The following is a 17,474-nucleotide window of genomic DNA, read 5'->3' as shown; positions in this document are numbered from 1 at the left end:
CCGGGGCCTGGGGGCCGCGGGCTCATACTTTTTCAGAAATCGCCCGCGGCCCCCAGGCCCCGGCCCCGACGCGCGGGACACAGTGGTGGTGCACTGGGGAGGCCAGTGCTGGATTGAACGCACCGACGAAGCAAAGGTCTCGACCGTCGGCTCAGCACTCATGCCGGCCGATCAACCATCCGCAGGCCCTGGTGCCGGTGAGGGCGTGGCGGCGCGCCTGTGGGGCGCCGAGGAGCGCAGGGCGGACGGGCTGCAGGCCTGCCGGAGGACAGGCCTGCTTCGTGATCTGACTCGCGGCATTTGTCCGAGCAGAGTGAACGCAGTGAACGTCGCGAGTTATGCCGCGGCCCGTTCGACCGAGCACCGCAGGGACGTCGGCGCGCAGCGCCGACCGCCCCACTCGAAGCGCCGACACGCCCTCACCGGCACCAGGGCCGGACCATCGTCAACGACCGAGCCCTCATCGGCGCCGCGGCCGGACCATCGACACCACGTTGGGCCACCGCACCGCCCGCGCTTCGGCGAACGCATGGGATCACCCGACGAGCGCCACCCGCCACTTCGCCAGCAAGGCCTGCGGCGCATACGACCGCTTGCTCTGCCGGAACCCCGGATTGCCCATGTCCTGCTCGAAGTTCAACCAAAGCACCGGACGCGCGAACGACCGGCAGAAGTGCTGGAACATGAACGGGTAGATGCCCACATGGCTGTCCAGCCCCTTGGCGAAACGGATGGCGAACACACCCGGCGCCAGCGCCTGTGCGAGCACGAAAGCGACCGGCTTCGCTTGCACGAAGTACACGAAGCCCTCGAACCCGAAGCGATCGGCGTGCGTGAGGGCCTCCAGGCACGCGTGCTCGTCGGCCTCGCCCGCGCCCTTGCCCTTCTGGGTCATCCAGCCCGCCAGCACCTCGCGCGCCGCTGCCGCCAACGATGGGCCGAAGGGCACGGCCTCGGGCGCATGGTGGGCCAGGAACTGGCGCACCAGGTTGCGCTTCTTGGCCAGGGCCCGCCCTGCGTAGTCACGGAAGGACTCGGCCGCATAGAGGTAGTCCGCGTCGTCGTCGTTGGCACTCCATACGAAGCGTCCGGCCGGCAAGGTCTGGAGCTGACGCTCGGCCACCGGATAGAGACAGCCGTGCGTCTCGATCAAGGCATCCAGCACCGGCAACGGCGCAGTGCCGATGTCGAAGAGCGGCATGAAGTGCGTGGCACCGTCGTAGGTGCGGCCCGCCACGCCCGGCCAGTCGCCGGGCAGGAAGCGGTACGCATGGGCCTCGCGGAACAGGTACAGGTTGGAGAAGGCATGGTCCGACAGCGCCTGCGCGCCCTGCCCCGCCCGCAAGGCCGCCAGCGCGGCGTCGATGCGCGGCTGAAGGTCCAGCGTGATCGGCAGGCCGTTCAAGCGACAGGGTCGAGGTAGTCCACGCGGCGCACACCGGGCGGCGGCGCGCTCGCCGGTTCGCCGGCAAAGCATTGGGCGATCTGCAGCCATTCACGCGCGGCGCCGTCGCTGTGGCGCAGCGCCGTGTCGGCCAGGTTGCGCCGCTGCGTCACGAGCAGGCAGAAGTCCTCGGCCGTGCCGCGCACCCACTCGGGCGAGGCCGGGTCGCCCCAGGTCCAGGCGCCCTCGCCTTCTGCGCCGCCGGATGGTGGCTGCAGTTCCACGTACGGCACCACCGCCGGCACCGGCAGGCCGCGATTGACGAAGCTCCAGCCGAAGGTGGTCACACCGATGTGCGCGATGTGCCGAAGCCGCGGACCGACCGGGCGTCGACGCCGCACCACGTCCCACACGTCCTGGCCATGGGCCCAGGTCTCCATCAGCCGCGCGCTGGCGAAAGAGCGCGCGCTCATGCTGGGGCCGTACCAGGGCAGCCGCGCCTTCGGGTCCAGCGCAGCCAGGGCGTCGGTCAGTTGCGCGGACACCGGCTCCCACTGGGCCAGCAAGGCCGCGCCATCGAGATGGCCGTATTTCTCGCGCGCGATGGCACTGATCTCGCGACCGGCCGTCAGCTGTGCCGTGAGGGTCGCGGTGTCGCGCGCGAAGGCCTCGGCGTCGGTGGAGGCCAGCAGCGCGGTCTCGTCGAAGAACAGCAGGTGTGCGATCTCATCCCACGGCGTCCAGCCGTAGAAGTCGCTGCGCAGGCGCCACTGTTCTGGGCTGAGGCCGCGCGCCAGCCCGGCCAGTTCGGCGTACTCGGCGCGCAGGTCGTCGGTGGTGTCGTTCATCGTTTTCGTCGTCTTGTTCGTCGCATTCAGATGCCCAACTGCCGCGCAGCCAGGTCCTTCATCACTTCCTCGGCACCACCGCCGATCATCATGACCTTGACCTCGCGGTAGATGCGCTCGCTTTTCGTGCCGCGCATGAAGCCCATGCCGCCCAGCAACTGCACGGCCTGGTCGGCACAGAACTGCATGGTCTGCGTGGCCTGCACCTTGGCCAGGCACACGCGCGCCACCAGCTGCGCCGGCTGCGCCAGCTGGTGCTCGATGCGGTAGGCCAGGTCATGCAGCAGGGCGCGGGTCGCGTCGATGCGCATGACCATGTCCATCAGCTTGTGACGCACCACTTGCCGGTCGGACAGCAGGCTGCCGCCCACGCTGCGCTGGCGCGTCCAGTCCAGCGCCTCGTTCAGGCACACCTGGGCATAGCCGCAGGCCAGCGCGGCCATCAGCAGGCGCTCGCTGTTGAAGTTGTTCATCACCAGCTTGAAGCCGTGGTTCTCCTCGCCCACGAGATGCGCGACGGGCACCCGGCACTGGTCGAAGCGCAGGTGCGCGGTGTCGGAGCTCCACCAGCCCATCTTCTTGAGCGGCGTGCGCGTCAGGCCGGGCGTGTCGCCGTCGATCACCAGCAGCGAGATGCCGCCCGCGCCCTTGGCCGTCGGATCGGTGCGCACGGCCGTGGTGATGAAGTCCGCGCGCACGCCGGAGGTGATGAAGGTCTTCTCGCCACTCACGATGTAGTGGTCGCCATCGCGCACGGCCGTCGTGCGCAGGCTGGCCACGTCGGAGCCGCCCGAGGGTTCGGTGATGGCCAGGGCCGCGACCTTCTGCCCCGCCAGCACCGGCGGAATCACCCGCTGGCGCAGCGCCTCGCTGCCGGCCTTGAGCACCGGCGGCAGCGCGATGCTGTGCGACAGGAGCGAAGCCTGCACGCCGCCGCTGCCGCAGCGCGCGAATTCCTCGGCCACGACCAGTTGGTAGAACAGGTCGGCCGGCGTGCCGCCGTAGGCCTCAGGGTAGCCCAGGCCCTGCACGCCAAGCTCGGCCATGCGGGCATAGAGCGAGCGCGGAAAGGTCTCCGCCTCGTCCCACGCGTGCACATAGGGGGTGATCTCACAGGCGATGAAGTCGCGCAGGCTGGCACGGAACTGTTCGTGTTCGGGCGTGAAATGGAAGGGAAGCGGCGGCGCTTCGAGCAGGTCCATGCGGGTCTCCGGAGGCGGCCCAAGCCTAGCGGTGACATTCGTGCGGGTCTTGCGCAAACTGGCTGCCCCGAACGGCCCGCGCCGCCTGGGCGTCGTTGCCACGGCACAGCGACTTGGCACAAGCCGACGCCCGGCGGCGCCGCTACGCTGCATCCCAAAAGGACATGCGCATGACAGACACGCCACATCCCGCCGCCCGCACCGTCCGCATCGGCGGTGCCTCGGGCTTCTGGGGCGACAGCATGGTGGCCGCACCGCAGCTCGTGAAGGGCGGCCGGCTCGACTACCTGGTCTTCGACTACCTGGCCGAGACGACCATGGCCATCCTGGCCGCGGCCCGGGCCAAGAACCCCGAACTGGGCTACGCCACCGACTTCGTCGACATCGCCATGAAGCCCGTGCTGGCCGAGGTCAAGCGCCAGGGCATCAAGGTGGTGAGCAATGCGGGCGGCATCAACCCGCACGGCTGCGCCGCGGCGCTCAAGGCCGTGGCCGATGCGCAGGGCATCGCACTGCGCATCGCCGTGATCGAGGGCGACGACGTGAGCAGCCTGATGCCCGGCCTGCGCGCCGAGGGCGTGCGCGACATGTTCACCGGCGAGGCCCTGCCCGAGAAGGTGTTGAGCGCCAACGCCTACCTGGGCGCCGCGCCCATCGCGGCTGCGCTCGCGGCAGGCGCCGAGGTGGTCATCACCGGCCGCTGCGTGGACAGCGCCGTCACGCTGGGCCCGCTGATGCACGAGTTCGGCTGGAGGGCCGCGCAGCACGACCTGCTCGCATCGGGCAGCCTGGCCGGCCACATCATCGAGTGCGGCTGCCAGGCGACCGGTGGCCTGCACACCGATTGGGAGGACATCCCGGACTGGGCGCACATCGGCTACCCCATCGTGGAATGCCAGGCCGACGGCAGCTTCGTCGTCACCAAGCCGGAGGGCACCGGCGGCAAGGTGATCCGCGCGGGCGTGGTGGAACAGCTGCTCTACGAGATTGGCGACCCGGGCGCCTACCTGCTGCCGGAGGTGAGCTGCGACTTCCGCGAAGTGCGCGTCACCCAGCAGGGCGAGAACCGCGTGCACGTGAGCCCGGCCAAGGGCCGCGCGCCGACGCCCCATTACAAGGTGTCGGCCACGCAGCTCGACGGCTTCCGCTGCGCGGGCAGCATGGTCATCATCGGCATCGACGCCGAGAAGAAAGCGCGGCGCACGGCCGAGGCCATCCTCGAGCGCACCGGCGAGATCCTGCAGGCCCAGGGCCTGCCGCCCTTCACCGCCACCTACATCGAGGTCATCGGCGCCGAGACGCTCTACGGCCCGCAGTCGCGCACCCGCCAGGTACGCGAGGTGATGATGCGCGTGGTGGCCAACCATCCGCAGAAGGCGGCGCTGGCCATGTTCGCGCGCGAGATCGCGCCTTCCGGCACCTCCTGGTCGCCGGGCACCACCAGCCCCGGCGGCGGCCGGCCGGCGGTGTCGCCGCTGGTCAAGCCCCTCGCCTTCCTGCTGGAGAAGACCGAGTTGCAGCCGGGCTTCGTGCTGGACGGCGTGCGGCATGCCGTGGCCATTCCCGCTGGCGCGGCGTCCTCACCCCCGCCCGCCCTGCCCGACCCCCCTGCCTGGGCCAGCGACGAGCCCGCCACCGAGACGGTGCGCCTGATCGACCTGGCCTGGGCACGCAGCGGCGACAAGGGCAACCTGTCGAACATCGGCGTGGTGGCGCGCCGGCCGCAGTGGCTGCCGCTGCTGTGGCAGGCGCTGCAGCCGGCGGTGGTGGAGGCCTGGTTCAGGCACCTGCCCGCCGGGCACGTCACGCGCTACCACCTGCCCGGCACGGATGCGATGAACCTGCTGATCCACGATGCCCTCGACGGCGGCGGTCCTTCGTCCATGCGCATGGACCCGCTGGGCAAGGGCATGGCCCAGATGCTGCTGGACATGCCCATCGCCGTGCCGCCGAGCGTGGCGGCCGAAGCCCTCAGGCGCGCGGGCCGAGCATGATCACCGCCATTCCCATCAGGCACAGCGCGACGCCGGCCAGGTCATAGGCGGTGGGCGCGACGCCATCCACCCGCCACAGCCACAGGATCGCCACGCCCACATACACGCCGCCATAGGCCGCATACACGCGGCCACTGCCGGTGGGATGCAGGGTCAGCAACCAGGCGAAAAGCGCCAGGCTGGCCGCGGCCGGCAGCAGCAGCCAGGCCGAGCGACCCTGCCGCAACCACAGCCAGGGCAGATAGCAGCCCACGATCTCGGCCAGGGCCGTAAGCACGAAGAGTGCGAAGGTCTTGAGCAGGTACACGGTGGGCATTCTGCATGGCGGTGCCTCGCCAACTCCGCCGCCCGCGGCTAGAGCACGACCTCGTCCACCCGGTACTCGAACAGCCAGTGGTAGCGCTCGTGCACACGCTCCGGCCGCCACTCGCGGTCCACATAGGCGGCCGCGCCCGAAGCACTGACCAGTTCGGGGTTGTGGAAGCGGCGTCCGTTCTCGGTCGACTTCTCCACGATGCGGGTCGTCCGGTCCAGGCGTGCGGTTTCGTAGCGACGCAGCGCCTCAGGCGCGTCGTCGATCTCGGCCAGCGCACGGCTCAGCACGAAGCCGTCCTCGATGGCCATGGCGGCGCCCTGCGCCAGAAAGGGCAGCGTGGGATGCGCGGCATCGCCCAGCAGCGTCACCCTGTCCTGCGTCCAGCACGCAAGGGCGGGCCGCGCCATCAGCGCCCAGCGGTACGGTACGTCGATGTGGCGGATCAGCGCGTGCACATCGTCATGCCAGCCCCCGAAATCGGCATGGCATTCGGCATGCGTGCCGCGCTGTGTCCACGATTCGGCCACCCAGCGGTCGGTCTCGACGATGCCGACGAAGTTCATCAGCTGGCCGCCGCGCAGGGGGTAGTGGATGACGTGGCGCCCGGGCCCGACCCAGTTGGTGCCGACCGGGCGCACCAGTTCGACCGGCAGGCGGCCGATCGGGATCACGCCGCGCCAGGCCATGCAGCCCGAATAGACGGCGGGCCCATCGCCAAAGAGCTGGCGGCGCACGGCCGAGTGCACGCCATCGGCGCCGATCAACACACGCCCGCGGTGCTCCGAGCCATCGGCCAGCGTGAGCGTCACGCCGTCGGCAGTCTGGGAAAAGCGCTCGCAACGCGCGCCCAGGCATAGCGCGTCGGGCGCGAGGGCGCGGATCGCGTCCACCAGCACGCCATGCAGGTCGGGCCGGTAGAGCGTGTAGTAGGGATGGCCGTATTCCGCCACCGACGCATCGCCGAGGTCGAAGAGCTTCCAGGTCTGGCCGGTGCTCCAAAGTCGGATCTCCTTGCCCACCGGCTCGGCCGCGACGCGGGCCAGCGGCTCGGCCAAGCCCAGCAGATGCAGCGCGCGGGTGGCGTTGGCGCTCAGCTGCAGGCCCGCGCCCACCTCGCCAAGCTGCGCGGCCTGCTCGAAGACGCGCACGGCATGGCCGCGACGCAGAAGCGCCAGCGCGGCGGTCAGGCCGCCAAGACCGGCGCCTGCGATGAGGATCGGGTCACGCATCGCTCACTCTCCCGTGACACCGGCCTGCTGGATGATGCGGGCCCATTTCGCTGCATCGGTGGCGATGACCTGGCCGAAGGCCTCGGGCCCATCCACGCCGGGCTCCACGCCCTGATCGCTCAATACCTGCCGGATCTCGGCCGAGCGCGATACCTGCGCCATGGCCTTGCGCAGCGTCTCCAGAACGGCAGGCGGCGTTTCCTTGGGCGCCACCAGGCCGAACCAGGAGTAGGCCTCATACGGCTTGCCGAGGGCGGACTGCAGCGTCGGCGTCTGCGGCAGCGGCGCGTAAGGCTGGCTGCCGCCCACACCAAGGGCGCGCAGCTTTCCCGTCTTGACGAAGGGCTGCAATGCAGCCGCGGTGTCGAACACCAGGTCCACCTGTCCACCGATGGCATCGGTGATCGCCGGGCTGCCACCGCGATAAGGCACGTGGGTCAGCTTGATGCCGGCGACGTCGGCATACAGCTCGGTCGAGAGGTGACCAATGGACCCCGTGCCGGCAGTGCCCACGGTCAGGCGCCCGTCGCGCGCCTTGCGAGGCAGGTCGGCCAACGAGGCGATTCCGCTGGCCGGCGAAGCCGCCAGCATCATCGGGCCGCGCAGGGCCATGCCGATGGGCACGAAGGACTGGGCGTCGTAGCGCAGGCTCTTGTAGAGGCCCGGCGCCACGGCAAGCGTGCTGGTGCCGCCCCACAGCAGCGTGTAGCCGTCGGCAGGCGCACGCGCGACGAAGGCGCTGCCGACGGTGCCGGCGGCGCCCGCACGGTTGTCGATGACCACGGGCTGGCCCAGCGTCTCACCCAGCGCCTTGCCGTACACCCGCGCACTGGCGTCGGTGGGACCGCCCGCCGGGAAAGGCACGACGATGGTGATGGCACGGGAGGGATAGGGAGCCTGGGCCAGCGCCGGCACAACCGGCAGTGCCAGCAGAGAGGCCGCGAGGGCGCGGCGCACAAGGGAAGTCATGGTTCTGTCTCCTGAAGGGGCGACCGGCACATCCCGCCGGTCCGATGCCCGATTGGAAGCGGCATCACCAGCCAAGTAAAAGTCAGAAATAGAATCAATTGATGACTGATCTTTATCAAAGAAAGGTCGGACCATGAACCTTTCGGCTCGGCAGTTGCGGGCCTTCGTGGCCGCTGCGCGGGTGCAGAGCTTCACCCGCGCGGCCGAGCAGTTGCACGTCACACAGCCGGGCCTGAGCGCGATGCTCCGAGAGCTGGAGGCCCAGCTGGACTGCCGCCTCTTCGAGCGCACCACGCGCAGCGTGGCCCTCACGGCCCAGGGTATGGCCTTCCTGCCCACGGCCACGCGTGTGCTCAGGGAGCTGGACGATGCCGCTGCATCGCTGGGCCGTATCACGGCCACGCAGAAGCGTCGGCTGTCGGTGGGTGCCACGCCGGTCATTGCCTCGTCGGTCCTGCCCCAGGCCTGCGCGGTCTTCGCGCAGGCGCATTCGAACGTCGAGGTGGAGGTGCAGGACCTGGACCGCGCGCTGATCTACGAACGGGTGCAGAGCGGCGTGCTCGATGCCGGCTTTGGCGCCTTCCTCACCACCTCGCGGGCGGTGCGCCGACGCAAGCTGCTCGATGCGCAGCTGCTGCTGATCCTGCCGGCGGACGAGTCACCGGCGGAAGCTGCCCCATTGCGCTGGAAGGAAGTTCCTCGTCACGGGCTGCTGGGCTTGCCGCCCACCAACCCCATCCAGCAGCAGGTGGAGGCCTCTCTGCGCGACAGCGGCGATCCCGGCCAATTCGTGCAGAGCTTCAATCACCTGCACACGCTGCTGGCGATGGTCGAGGCCGGCCGTGGAGCGGCCGTGCTGCCCTCCTTCGTGGCTGGCGCCGCGGCGCGCTACCGCGTCGCGCTGCATGCACTGCGGCAACCGGTGGTGCCCGTCGACTTCTTCGAGATCACCAAGGCGGGCCGGGAGGAAAGCGCCCTGCTCACGGCATTCGCCGAATGCATAACGGCGGTGCTGTCACCCTGGACCTCCGCTGTCGGCGCACCACAGGCTCGCGGCCGGTCCACCCGGCCGCGCCTGAGCTGAGCGGGGCCGACGCTCGTTTCGACGGCGCGGGCGCGCCCCCACGTGCGTCAGCCTGGCTGCGCCCAAATGCGCTGCCAGGTGCGGACCAGCATTCCGCGCGGATCGCGGACGCCGCCCCGCAACACCGGGGGCGCCGGCTGCCAGGCGTCCTCCTGCCAGCGCGCCACGCGGTAGTTGAAGCTGTAGTCGGGCTCGGCCCCCATGCGCAGGTCCGACACGACGAGCGCGTCGCCCTCCCGCGTAGCCTTCAGGAAGCCATGCGTGAACCAGCGCAGCCGCGCCACGGCGGCATCCTGCGACAAGGCCTGCAGCGCCTGCACATCGCTGGCGTGCCGCGTGAAGCGCATGGGACCGGTGTCGGCCACCAGCGACCGCTCGCCTTCCAGGAAACCATCCGGCGTCATCACCACCACGCGCCACAACACCGTGTTGAGCGGCGACGCCACCACCAGCCGCGGCGCGTCCTGCAGCCCCTGCGCGGCCAGCGAGCGCGACGCGATGCGGTCCACCCACTGCTGGGCGACCAGGCTCCAGCCCAGGTACAGGCTGCTGAGCATCAAGGCGCCCGACAGCCAGCGCTGCCCGCGTGGCCGCGGACCGGCCACCGCAGCCACGATCACGGCGACCAGCAGTGGCAAGGTGTAGAGCGGATCGATGATGAACATGCTGCCGCCCATCACCGGTGGCGTCGGCGCGGGCCACCACAGTTGCGTGCCGTAGACGGTGAAGGCGTCCAGCAACGGATGCGTGACCAGCGCCAGCCAGATGGCGACAAGCCAGCCGCGTGGCGCTGCCCGGACGCGCGCGCTCCAGCGCCGCGCCAGCAGCCAGATCAGCCAGCCCGCCACCAGCAGCACCGGCAGCGAATGCGAAGGGCCGCGATGCCAGGTGACGTTGGTCACGGCGTCGACGCCCATCCAGGCCAGCGGAAGGCCGTCGAGGTCGGGCAGCGTGCCCAGCACGGCACCGGCGACGAGGGCCACGCGCCGGTCGCGGGCCGGCACGGCCACGGCGGCGACCGAGGCGCCAAGAACGATCTGGGTGAGGGAGTCCAAGCGATGTCGCCTCGGAGAAGGTGGAGAAGAGAGCGCTGATCGTCGCCTATGCCGGCCCCGCGGCTTGCCGGACATGGCCGACCAACGCGGCGCGCCATTGGACGACCTGCGGCAGCGACGCCAGCTCGGTGCGCGTGATGAAGAACATGGGGCCCGACGCCATGGGCCGCTGCAGCAGCAGCGCCTTCACCACGCCGCGTGCCTCGTAGTGCTCGACGGCCGTCTGCGGCGCCACGGCCAGCAACCGGCCGGCGCCGGCCAGCGCCAGGCTGGTATGGAAGGAGGTCGATTCCACCGCCGCCGCTGGCGGCTGCAGCCCACTCTCCAGGAACCAGCGCTCGACGTTGCGCCGCGTGTTGGTGGCCGGCGGCGGCAGGATCCAGCGCTCGGCCTGCAGCGCCGCCAGGGTGTGCCGCCGGCGGCCGACCAGCGGATGGTCGGGCGCGGCCGCGATGGCCATGCGCTCTTCCCACAGCTGTTCGATCTGCAGGTCGCCCACGGCGTGCTCGCCGGCTTCGAGGCGGCCGATCACGCAGTCCACCTCGCCATCGCGCAGCAGACGCATGAGCTGGTCCACGTTGGCCTCGCGCAGCTCCAGCCGGGGCAGTTGTCCGGCGGCGTCGATGGCGGCAGTGACGGCGGGCAGCACGGCCACGGCGACCAGCGGCAGGATGCCCATGCGCAGCACCGGCGTCGCCAGGGCCGCGTCCGCGCCCGCTGCGGCATCGAGCGCGCCGAGCGCCACGCGCAGCCGGTCCAGCGCCACGCGGCCGGCCGGGCTCAGCCGCGCGCCGCGGGCGCTGCGTTCGATCAGGCCCACGCCCAGCGCGGCCTCGATCTCCTGCAGCATCTTGGTGGCCCCCGGCTGGCTCACCTGGAGGCGCTCGGCCGCGGCGCTCAGCGAGCCGGTCTCGGCCACCCAGTGCAGCAGCCGGAGGTGCCGCACGCGCAGGCGGTCCATGCGCCGGGCGCGGCGCTCGTCGTCGCGGGCGGTGGAAGTCGGCTCCGGCTGGAGGTCGGTCTTGGCCATATCGATCAGTGATGGCTTCTTTCGAAACCAATAATTGTGGGACATGGCCCGCGCTCCCAGAATCCGTGCATTCGAACGACGGAGACAACCGGCAATGAACAAGACCCCCCTGCGTCGGCGCGGGCTGCTGCTCGGCGCCCTGGGCCTGGCCGCCGGCCGCCGCGCCCTGGCGGCCGCGGCCGCGCCCGAGGCCGCGACACGCTACCCCGAACGGCCCGTGCGGCTGATCGTCCCCTACGCCGCGGGTGGCGGCCCGGACATCCAGGCCCGACTGCTCGGCCCCGTGCTGGGCAGGCAGCTCGGCCAGGCCATGGTTCTGGAGAACAAGGTGGGCGCGGGCGGCATCCTCGCGGCGGAATACGTCAACCAGCAGCCGCCCGATGGCTACACCCTGCTGCTAGGCAGCTCCACCCACGTCACGCAGAAGCTGCTGCAGCCTTCGGTCAAGTTCGACCCGCAGGCCTTCAGCCACATCTGCTGCACCGGGACGAGCGGCTGCCTGCTGGTGGTGGGCGCCGATTCGCCGCTGCGCAGCGTGGAAGACCTGCTGGAGGCCGCACGGCGTGCGCCTGGCCGGCTGAACTACGCCTCGGGCGGCATCGGCAGCGCGGCCCATCTGTTCGCGGCCGCCTTCCTCTCGGCGGCCGACGTGCAGGCCACCCATGTGCCCTACCGCGGCTCGGTGGAGATCGGGCTGGCGCTGATCCGCGGCGATGCGCAGTTCGCCCTTCCTGTCATCTCCACCGCCCTGCCCCAGGTGCGCGACGGCAAGCTGCGCGCCCTGGCCGTCACGGCCGGCGAACGCGACCCGGCCCTGCCGGAGGTGCCCACGCTCAACGAGGCCCTGCGGCGCCAGGACCTGAACCTGGTGTCGTGGTCCGGCATCTGGGGGCCGCCCGGTCTTCCGGATCCTCTGGTGCAGCGCCTGTTCGGCGCCGTGCGCACGGCCATGCAGGACCCGGGCCTGCGCGCCGCCTATGCGCGCGACGGCACGGTGCCCAGCGTGTCCGAGTCGCCCGCGGAGTTCAGCCGCTTCATAGAGCAGGAGACCGGGCGCTACCGCACGCTCATCACCCGCAACCGCATCAGCCTTTCATGAGCACCGCCGCCATGCCCGCCACCGCTCCGCTCGCGCCCGTGACCGACTTCGCCCCGCTCGCCGGCGTGCGCATCCTGGACTTCTCGCATGTCATCGCCGGGCCCTTCGCCACCTTCCTGCTGGCGCGGCTGGGGGCGCAGGTCACCAAGGTCGAGAGCCTGGACGGCGACGTGATGCGCCGGGCCGGCCAGGGCGGCGACAAGTTCCTGGCCCTCAACGCCGGCAAGCAGCACATCCGGCTGGACCTGCGCAGCGAGGACGGCCGGCGCCAGGCCGAGGCGCTGGCCCTGGCCAGCGACGTGGTGGTCGACAACCTGCGGCCCGGCGTACTCGAAGGCTTCGGCCTGGGCTACGCGGCCCTGCAGGCCCAGCATCCGGGCCTGCTGTACTGCACCATCTCCGGCTATGGCCGGGGTGCGGAGGAATGGCGCAACCGCCCCGCCTACGACCATGTGATCCAGGCCGCGAGCGGCATGGCCTGGATGGCCGGCGCCGAGGGCGACCCGCCCGTCAAGACCGGCTTTCCCGTCGTCGACTCGGCCACCGGCCTGCTGGCGGCCCTGGCCATCCTGAGTGCCTTGCGCGAGCGCGAGCGCAGTGGTCGCGGTGCGCTGGTCGACGTCTCCATGGCCGGCGCGGCGCTGCAGCTCATGTATCCGCTGGCCTGTGACGCGCTCACCACCGGCAGCGTGCCGCCGCGCGTGGGCAACCAGGGCTACTCGGGCAGCCCGGCGGCCAACTTCTTCCAGGCCGAGGACGGATGGCTGGCCATCGGCGCGAACACGCCTCGCCAGCTGCTGGCCGTGCTGCGGGTGTTGGGGCTGGGGCATCTGGCCAGCGATCCGGCCGTGTTCGCGCAGCCGCTGGACGCGGCCGGGCCCGTGAGCTTCGTGCGGGCGCTGGATCCCGCTGCGCTCAAGACGGCGCTGGCCGGCGTCATTGCGTCGCGCGGTGCCGCCGAGCTCGAAGCAGCGATCAGCGCGGCGGGCGCTCCGGCGGCGCGGCTGCGCACCATCGCCGAGTTCAGCCGCGAGGCGGCCGACAACGGCTGCATCGGCACGGTGGGCCTGACCGAGGGCGAGACCATGGTGCGCTCGACAGGCCTGGGCTTCCAGGTCTATCGGCCGCGGGACTGAGTACCGGGCGCGGCGCTGCCTGCGCCGCCCGCCCTCAGCGCACGCCGATGGCCTTCTCCGTCGCCGTGGCATCGAAGACCAACCGCCCCGGCCACTGCGGCCACGCCTTGCCCAGCCTCGGGTCGTTGGGATCGCCGTTGCGCGCGAAGGCGCCCAGGCTGGCCATCATGGCCTGCGACAGCGCCAGCCGTCCCGGCGCATTGGCCCGGCTGAACGAGATGTTGGCGAACAGCGAGGGGCCGAAGTTGCCGAAGACGAAAGGCAGGTCGAAGGCATGGGCGGCGCCGAAGATCCGGTCGAAGGGCGCAGGCAGCCCGTCCCATTCGAATTCGTAGGCCCAGAGCTCGCGCTGCTGACTCTGCAGCGCGTTCATCAGGTCGTCGCGGATGGCCGTGAACCACAGGCGGTCGAGCTCGGCCGCGCGGGCATCGAAGCCGGTGCGCGGTGCGTCCGTGGGCAGGTAGGCAGGCGGGATCCATTGCTCGATGCGGGTCCGCGGCGGCGCGTCCGGGTCATAGCGATGGGCCAGGGCGAACACGGCCGCATCGTCCAGCAACCGGCCACTGGTGCCGCCCAGGTCGGGCCGCAGCGCGAAGAGCTGGGGAAAGAGCTTGGTCTCGTCCCGCGCATGGCCGGCCAGCACGGGCACCTTCACATAGCGGCCGGCGCGCACCGCGGCGATCGGGTCCGGCGGCAGCACCCAGCCATCGGGAATGGGGTTGGACGCCGCCATGCCGCGGGCGGCCAAGCGGGTGCGAACCAGTTCGAGCAGCGTGTCGGCCGGCATGGCGCGCAGCCAGGCGGCCAGCTGCGCCGGCGCGGCGTCGCGTGCAAGCTGACGGGCCTGCCCTTCGTTCGCCGCATGACCGCCTGCAATCAGGCTTTCGACCAGCAAAGCTTCTCCGCGCGTGGCCCAGACGGACTTCGGAAGCACACCGGCGATGGCACCCCGCGGCAGCGTCGCCGCGGTGGATAGGCCGCCGCTCAGCGCCGCCACGCGATGGAACAGCGGCCGCGTGCGCGCCACCAGCATCGGCGAGACCATCAGCGCATCGACATTGACGGCGCCCGCGGACTGGCCCATCAGCGTCACCCGTTCCGGATCGCCGCCGAAGGCCGCGACGTTGCCGGCCACGAAGCCCAGCGCCTGCACGATGTCCAGCAGCGCGAAGTTGCCCGAGTCCTCCTCGCGCTGGCCGGTCTTGAGCGGCGCCGCGTCCAGGAAGCCGAAGATGCCGAGGCGGTAGTTGACGCTGACGACCACCGCGTCCTGCGAGCGCGCCAGCGCCGCGCCGTCGTACACCGGGTCGGCGGTGTAGCCGCTGATGTTGCTGCCGCCGTGGACGAAGACGATCACCGGGCGCAGCGCCGTCGGACGGGATGCGGGCGTCCAGATGTTGAGGTAGAGGCAGTCCTCCGAGCCCACGGTGCGGCCTAGCGCGGTGCCCACGGTCTCGTCGTAGCGGTTGTTCAGGCCGGGCCCGTACAGCCGCTGCGTCTGGACGCAGGCCGGGGCGAAGCGGGTGGCGTCGCGCACCGCGGTCCACGGCTGCGGCGCCTGCGGCGCGCGCCAGCGCAGCGGGCCGATGGGCGGCTGTGCATAGGGCACGCCCGTCCAGCGCCAGGTGCCGTTCCGTGTGGCGTCATCGCGCCCGGCTACCGGACCGAAGGTGGTGTCGCGCCGCAGGGGGTTGGCGCCGGGGCCCGCGTCCGTTCCGGCACACGCGGCCAGGCCGATGATGGTCGCCACGACACTCGCCAGGCGCAGCACGCGGGCCAGCGGCCCGAACCCGTGGATGACGCGGCTCATGATTCGGCCGTGATGTTGGCAGCCTTGATGATCTGCGCCCACTTGCGCGTCTCGGTGCCGATGAAGGTGCTGAAGGCCTCGGCCGTGCCGCCGCGCAGTTCCAGCCCCGCGGCCTCGGCCTTGCGCCGCACCTCGGCGTCGGCGATGGCGGCATTGATCTCGGCATTGAGCCGCTCGACCACGGGTGCCGGCGTGCCGGCCGGTGCCAGCAGGCCGTACCAGCCATAGCCCACCACCTGCGCCAGGCCCTGCTCGCGCAGCGTGGGCGCGTCGGGATAGAGCGGCGTGCGCGTCTCGTTGGCCACGCCCAGCACGCGCAGCTTGCCGGCCTGGATGTGCGGCACCGCCGTGGAGATGGCGGTGAGCGTCGCATCGATGCGCCCGGCCAGCAGCTCGGTGTAGGCCGGGGCGTCGCCGCGGTACTGCACCACGATGCCCTTGGCGCCGGCCGCGCGCAGCAGCAGTTCGGCCGTGAGGTGCGGCGCAGAACCCGCGCCGGGCGAACCGAAGGTCGCGCCCTTGGGGTTGGACTTGGCGTACTGCACGAACTCCGCCAGCGTCTTGTACGGCGCCTGCGCATTCACCACCAGGAAGAGCGGCGCGATGGCCGTGCTCCCGATGGCGGCGAAGCTCTTGTGCACGTCGTAGGGCAGGTCCTTGTAGAGCGCCTCGCCGATGGCGATGGGCGCGGCGGCATGCAGCAGCGTGTAGCCGTCGGGCGCGGCCTTGGCCACGTAGTCGTTGGCGATGCGCGTGCCGGCGCCCGCCTTGTTCTCCACCACCACGCTCTGGCCGAGGCGGCGGCCGAGGAAGTCGCCCAGCACCCGCGTGAGGATGTCGTTGGAGCCGCCCGCCCCGTAGGGCGAGACGAGCCGGATGGCCCGTGCGGGCCAGGCGTCGGCCGCGGCGGCATCGAGCTGCCAGGGCAGCGCCAGGCCGGCAGCGGCCGTGGCCAGGAAGTGGCGGCGGGGAAGGGTCTTGCTCATGTCGTTGTCTCCGTTCTTGCTTTGTCGTCGGGTCGCTCAGAGCCGCCGGATCGGCGGGTAGTTGAAGCGCAGCGCCAGGTGCGCCTCCTGCGGCTGGTAGAGGCGCAGCACCACGTAGAAGGGCTCGCCGGCCGGCGCCGGCAGCCAGTTGATGCCCGGCCCCGGGTCCTCGGCCTGCAGGCGGATCGCCAGGCTGCCGTCGGGGTCGTGCACCAGGCCCGGCGTGCGGTCGCCGATGGAATAGCGGTCGATGGGATTGGCCACGAAGAGGCAGTCGCTGCGGCGGTACACCGTGAGCGACCAGAACGCGCCCACCTGCGGCCCGCGGCCAGGGGCGAAGCGCAGTTCGTAGCGCTGGGCGCCGTCGAGCACGGCGCCTTCGGCGTCCACCTCGGCGGTGGGGTACATCGCCTCGTCCATGCCCAGCGCACCGATGAAGTTGCGCGCGATGCGGGCGCGGGTGAGCAGGTCGTCGCCCCAGTGCGTGCGCACCAGCACCGGAATGGCCCAGCCGCCGCCCAGGTCGTGCGGCTGGCCGGCGCTGCGCAGCCGCTCGTACACCACCGGCAGCGCCGCGGCCAGGGCCCCGGGCTCGAGCGGCCAGGCCAGCGCCTCGCTCTTCGGCGGCGGGTTGCCGGCCAGCGCGGCATCCACCACGCGCCGGTAGGTGGCGGCGTCGGGTACGCGGGTGTCGCGGCCGTCGATGCCCGTGTCGACACGCATGGCGGCGTCGCTGCCGTCCAGCCGCTGCATGCGCAGCGCGGCCTGCAGGCGCCGCACCTGCTGCGCGTCCGCGCCGTCGTCCTCGACCAGGATGCGGCCGATGAGCCAGACGTCGTGGCCCGGCGCCGCGATGACCTGCGTCACCTCCGGCGGGACCCTGCCCTGCCAGCCCGGGCCGTGCACCAGCGTGCGCTGCGGGCGGTTGCCGGTGGTGCGGCGACCCACGTAGGCGAAGGGGTTGGTCCAGGCATCGAGCAGGCCCAGCGTCCAGTAGCGCTCCCCCATGTCGGGCGACTCGATGAGTACAGGCCCCTCGGACAGGTCCAGCCAGGCATTGCTGTAGACCGTGTCGTTGTTGGGGCTGACCACCTCCTTGTCCTGCGGGCCGAGCCGGCGATGGGTATGGGTGAACTGGTTGACCCAGCGCCAGTGCGAGTCGCGCTCGGGCGCCGCGAACCCCTGTTGCGGATGGCGCCGGGCGGTGGTGGCGGCACGCATGCGCATCATCTCGAACAGCGGCAGGGTCTGGATCACCGCCTGCTCGGCGGCGTCCACATCGGCAAGGGGCATGGCTGGATTCATGGGGCGGTCTCCGTCTTCTTGTTCCTG

Annotated in this window: 15 protein-coding genes; 4 read left to right on the top strand and 11 right to left on the bottom strand. The window is 71.3% G+C overall.

The window, feature by feature from the left end:
* Positions 1–535: 535 nt before the first annotated feature.
* From BXA03_RS00745 to BXA03_RS00735, 3 genes are read right to left on the bottom strand one after another with little or no spacing between them, the layout of a single operon-like run.
* Positions 536–1,405 carry a DUF2156 domain-containing protein gene (locus BXA03_RS00745; protein ID WP_076503286.1) on the bottom strand — a complete coding sequence of 290 codons (870 nt, stop codon included), beginning with the start codon at positions 1,403–1,405 and terminating at the stop codon, positions 536–538.
* The gene (locus BXA03_RS00740) at positions 1,402–2,232 is read right to left on the bottom strand and encodes a TIGR03084 family metal-binding protein (RefSeq protein WP_076503285.1); all 831 of its coding nucleotides are present in this window, start codon (positions 2,230–2,232) and stop codon (positions 1,402–1,404) included. The genes BXA03_RS00745 and BXA03_RS00740 overlap by 4 nt, the downstream gene beginning before the upstream one ends.
* Positions 2,233–2,258: 26 nt before the next feature.
* A complete protein-coding gene (locus BXA03_RS00735) occupies positions 2,259–3,434 on the bottom strand; it encodes an acyl-CoA dehydrogenase family protein (RefSeq protein ID WP_076503284.1) in 1,176 nt (391 codons plus the stop codon).
* A 170-nt stretch (positions 3,435–3,604) separates the two neighbouring features.
* Between BXA03_RS00735 and BXA03_RS00730 the strand changes: the two genes are divergently transcribed.
* On the top strand, positions 3,605–5,428 hold the full coding sequence (locus BXA03_RS00730) for an acyclic terpene utilization AtuA family protein (protein WP_076503283.1): 1,824 nt from the start codon (positions 3,605–3,607) through the stop codon (positions 5,426–5,428).
* Here the strand turns inward: BXA03_RS00730 and BXA03_RS00725 are convergent.
* From BXA03_RS00725 to BXA03_RS00715, 3 genes are read right to left on the bottom strand one after another with little or no spacing between them, the layout of a single operon-like run.
* Positions 5,406–5,744 (bottom strand): YnfA family protein, encoded by a 339-nt coding sequence (locus BXA03_RS00725; protein ID WP_076503282.1) that lies wholly within the window; start codon positions 5,742–5,744, stop codon positions 5,406–5,408. The genes BXA03_RS00730 and BXA03_RS00725 overlap by 23 nt on opposite strands.
* 38 nt (positions 5,745–5,782) lie before the next feature.
* Entirely contained in the window at positions 5,783–6,973 is a 1,191-nt protein-coding gene (locus BXA03_RS00720; protein WP_076503281.1) for an FAD-dependent monooxygenase, read from the bottom strand.
* 3 nt (positions 6,974–6,976) lie between these two features.
* Positions 6,977–7,942: a Bug family tripartite tricarboxylate transporter substrate binding protein gene (locus BXA03_RS00715; RefSeq protein ID WP_076503280.1), complete on the bottom strand. Its 966-nt coding sequence runs from the start codon at positions 7,940–7,942 to the stop codon at positions 6,977–6,979.
* Positions 7,943–8,075: 133 nt separating this feature from the next.
* On the opposite strand from BXA03_RS00715, the gene BXA03_RS00710 reads away from it, so the two are divergent.
* Positions 8,076–9,026: a LysR family transcriptional regulator gene (locus tag BXA03_RS00710; RefSeq protein ID WP_076503279.1), complete on the top strand. Its 951-nt coding sequence runs from the start codon at positions 8,076–8,078 to the stop codon at positions 9,024–9,026.
* A 47-nt stretch (positions 9,027–9,073) separates the two neighbouring features.
* Here BXA03_RS00710 and BXA03_RS00705 read toward each other — a convergent pair whose 3' ends face one another.
* Both BXA03_RS00705 and BXA03_RS00700 read right to left on the bottom strand, forming a co-directional pair.
* The gene (locus BXA03_RS00705; RefSeq protein ID WP_076503278.1) at positions 9,074–10,081 is read right to left on the bottom strand and encodes a metal-dependent hydrolase; all 1,008 of its coding nucleotides are present in this window, start codon (positions 10,079–10,081) and stop codon (positions 9,074–9,076) included.
* A 46-nt stretch (positions 10,082–10,127) separates the two neighbouring features.
* On the bottom strand, positions 10,128–11,111 hold the full coding sequence (locus tag BXA03_RS00700; protein ID WP_076503277.1) for a LysR substrate-binding domain-containing protein: 984 nt from the start codon (positions 11,109–11,111) through the stop codon (positions 10,128–10,130).
* Positions 11,112–11,205: 94 nt separating this feature from the next.
* On the opposite strand from BXA03_RS00700, the gene BXA03_RS00695 reads away from it, so the two are divergent.
* Together BXA03_RS00695 and BXA03_RS00690 are read left to right on the top strand one after the other, a co-directional pair.
* Positions 11,206–12,210 carry a tripartite tricarboxylate transporter substrate-binding protein gene (locus BXA03_RS00695; RefSeq protein ID WP_076503276.1) on the top strand — a complete coding sequence of 335 codons (1,005 nt, stop codon included), beginning with the start codon at positions 11,206–11,208 and terminating at the stop codon, positions 12,208–12,210.
* A complete protein-coding gene (locus BXA03_RS00690) occupies positions 12,207–13,346 on the top strand; it encodes a CoA transferase (RefSeq protein ID WP_234983551.1) in 1,140 nt (379 codons plus the stop codon). The genes BXA03_RS00695 and BXA03_RS00690 overlap by 4 nt, the downstream gene beginning before the upstream one ends.
* A 34-nt stretch (positions 13,347–13,380) precedes the next feature.
* On the opposite strand, the gene BXA03_RS00685 is transcribed toward BXA03_RS00690, so the two are convergent.
* The 3 genes from BXA03_RS00685 to BXA03_RS00675 are packed head-to-tail and all read right to left on the bottom strand — an operon-like array spanning position 13,381 to position 17,447.
* Positions 13,381–15,156 carry a carboxylesterase/lipase family protein gene (locus BXA03_RS00685; RefSeq protein ID WP_076503275.1) on the bottom strand — a complete coding sequence of 592 codons (1,776 nt, stop codon included), beginning with the start codon at positions 15,154–15,156 and terminating at the stop codon, positions 13,381–13,383.
* A complete protein-coding gene (locus tag BXA03_RS00680; RefSeq protein ID WP_076503274.1) occupies positions 15,153–16,142 on the bottom strand; it encodes a Bug family tripartite tricarboxylate transporter substrate binding protein in 990 nt (329 codons plus the stop codon). The genes BXA03_RS00685 and BXA03_RS00680 overlap by 4 nt, the downstream gene beginning before the upstream one ends.
* Before the next feature lie 36 nt (positions 16,143–16,178).
* Positions 16,179–17,447 (bottom strand): DUF1254 domain-containing protein, encoded by a 1,269-nt coding sequence (locus BXA03_RS00675; RefSeq protein WP_076503273.1) that lies wholly within the window; start codon positions 17,445–17,447, stop codon positions 16,179–16,181.
* Between the last annotated feature and the right edge of the window lie 27 nt (positions 17,448–17,474).

The sequence above is a fragment of the Pseudacidovorax sp. RU35E genome (assembly GCF_900156165.1).
In the GTDB taxonomy this organism is placed as follows: domain Bacteria; phylum Pseudomonadota; class Gammaproteobacteria; order Burkholderiales; family Burkholderiaceae_C; genus Xenophilus.
The sequence above is the reverse complement of the archived record's forward strand: the minus strand, read 5'-3'. Positions and strand labels throughout refer to the sequence as shown.

What these genes read in the sequence shown, in the direction of transcription:
- BXA03_RS00740 (WP_076503285.1), bottom strand. Translation starts at nt 2,232, where the DNA reads ATGAACGACACCACCGACGACCTGCGCGCCGAGTACGCCGAACTGGCC.
- BXA03_RS00735 (WP_076503284.1), bottom strand. Translation starts at nt 3,434, where the DNA reads ATGGACCTGCTCGAAGCGCCGCCGCTTCCCTTCCATTTCACGCCCGAA.
- BXA03_RS00730 (WP_076503283.1), top strand. Translation starts at nt 3,605, where the DNA reads ATGACAGACACGCCACATCCCGCCGCCCGCACCGTCCGCATCGGCGGT.
- BXA03_RS00725 (WP_076503282.1), bottom strand. Translation starts at nt 5,744, where the DNA reads ATGCCCACCGTGTACCTGCTCAAGACCTTCGCACTCTTCGTGCTTACG.
- BXA03_RS00720 (WP_076503281.1), bottom strand. Translation starts at nt 6,973, where the DNA reads ATGCGTGACCCGATCCTCATCGCAGGCGCCGGTCTTGGCGGCCTGACC.
- BXA03_RS00715 (WP_076503280.1), bottom strand. Translation starts at nt 7,942, where the DNA reads ATGACTTCCCTTGTGCGCCGCGCCCTCGCGGCCTCTCTGCTGGCACTG.
- BXA03_RS00710 (WP_076503279.1), top strand. Translation starts at nt 8,076, where the DNA reads ATGAACCTTTCGGCTCGGCAGTTGCGGGCCTTCGTGGCCGCTGCGCGG.
- BXA03_RS00700 (WP_076503277.1), bottom strand. Translation starts at nt 11,111, where the DNA reads ATGGCCAAGACCGACCTCCAGCCGGAGCCGACTTCCACCGCCCGCGAC.
- BXA03_RS00695 (WP_076503276.1), top strand. Translation starts at nt 11,206, where the DNA reads ATGAACAAGACCCCCCTGCGTCGGCGCGGGCTGCTGCTCGGCGCCCTG.
- BXA03_RS00690 (WP_234983551.1), top strand. Translation starts at nt 12,207, where the DNA reads ATGAGCACCGCCGCCATGCCCGCCACCGCTCCGCTCGCGCCCGTGACC.
- BXA03_RS00685 (WP_076503275.1), bottom strand. Translation starts at nt 15,156, where the DNA reads ATGAGCCGCGTCATCCACGGGTTCGGGCCGCTGGCCCGCGTGCTGCGC.
- BXA03_RS00680 (WP_076503274.1), bottom strand. Translation starts at nt 16,142, where the DNA reads ATGAGCAAGACCCTTCCCCGCCGCCACTTCCTGGCCACGGCCGCTGCC.
- BXA03_RS00675 (WP_076503273.1), bottom strand. Translation starts at nt 17,447, where the DNA reads ATGAATCCAGCCATGCCCCTTGCCGATGTGGACGCCGCCGAGCAGGCG.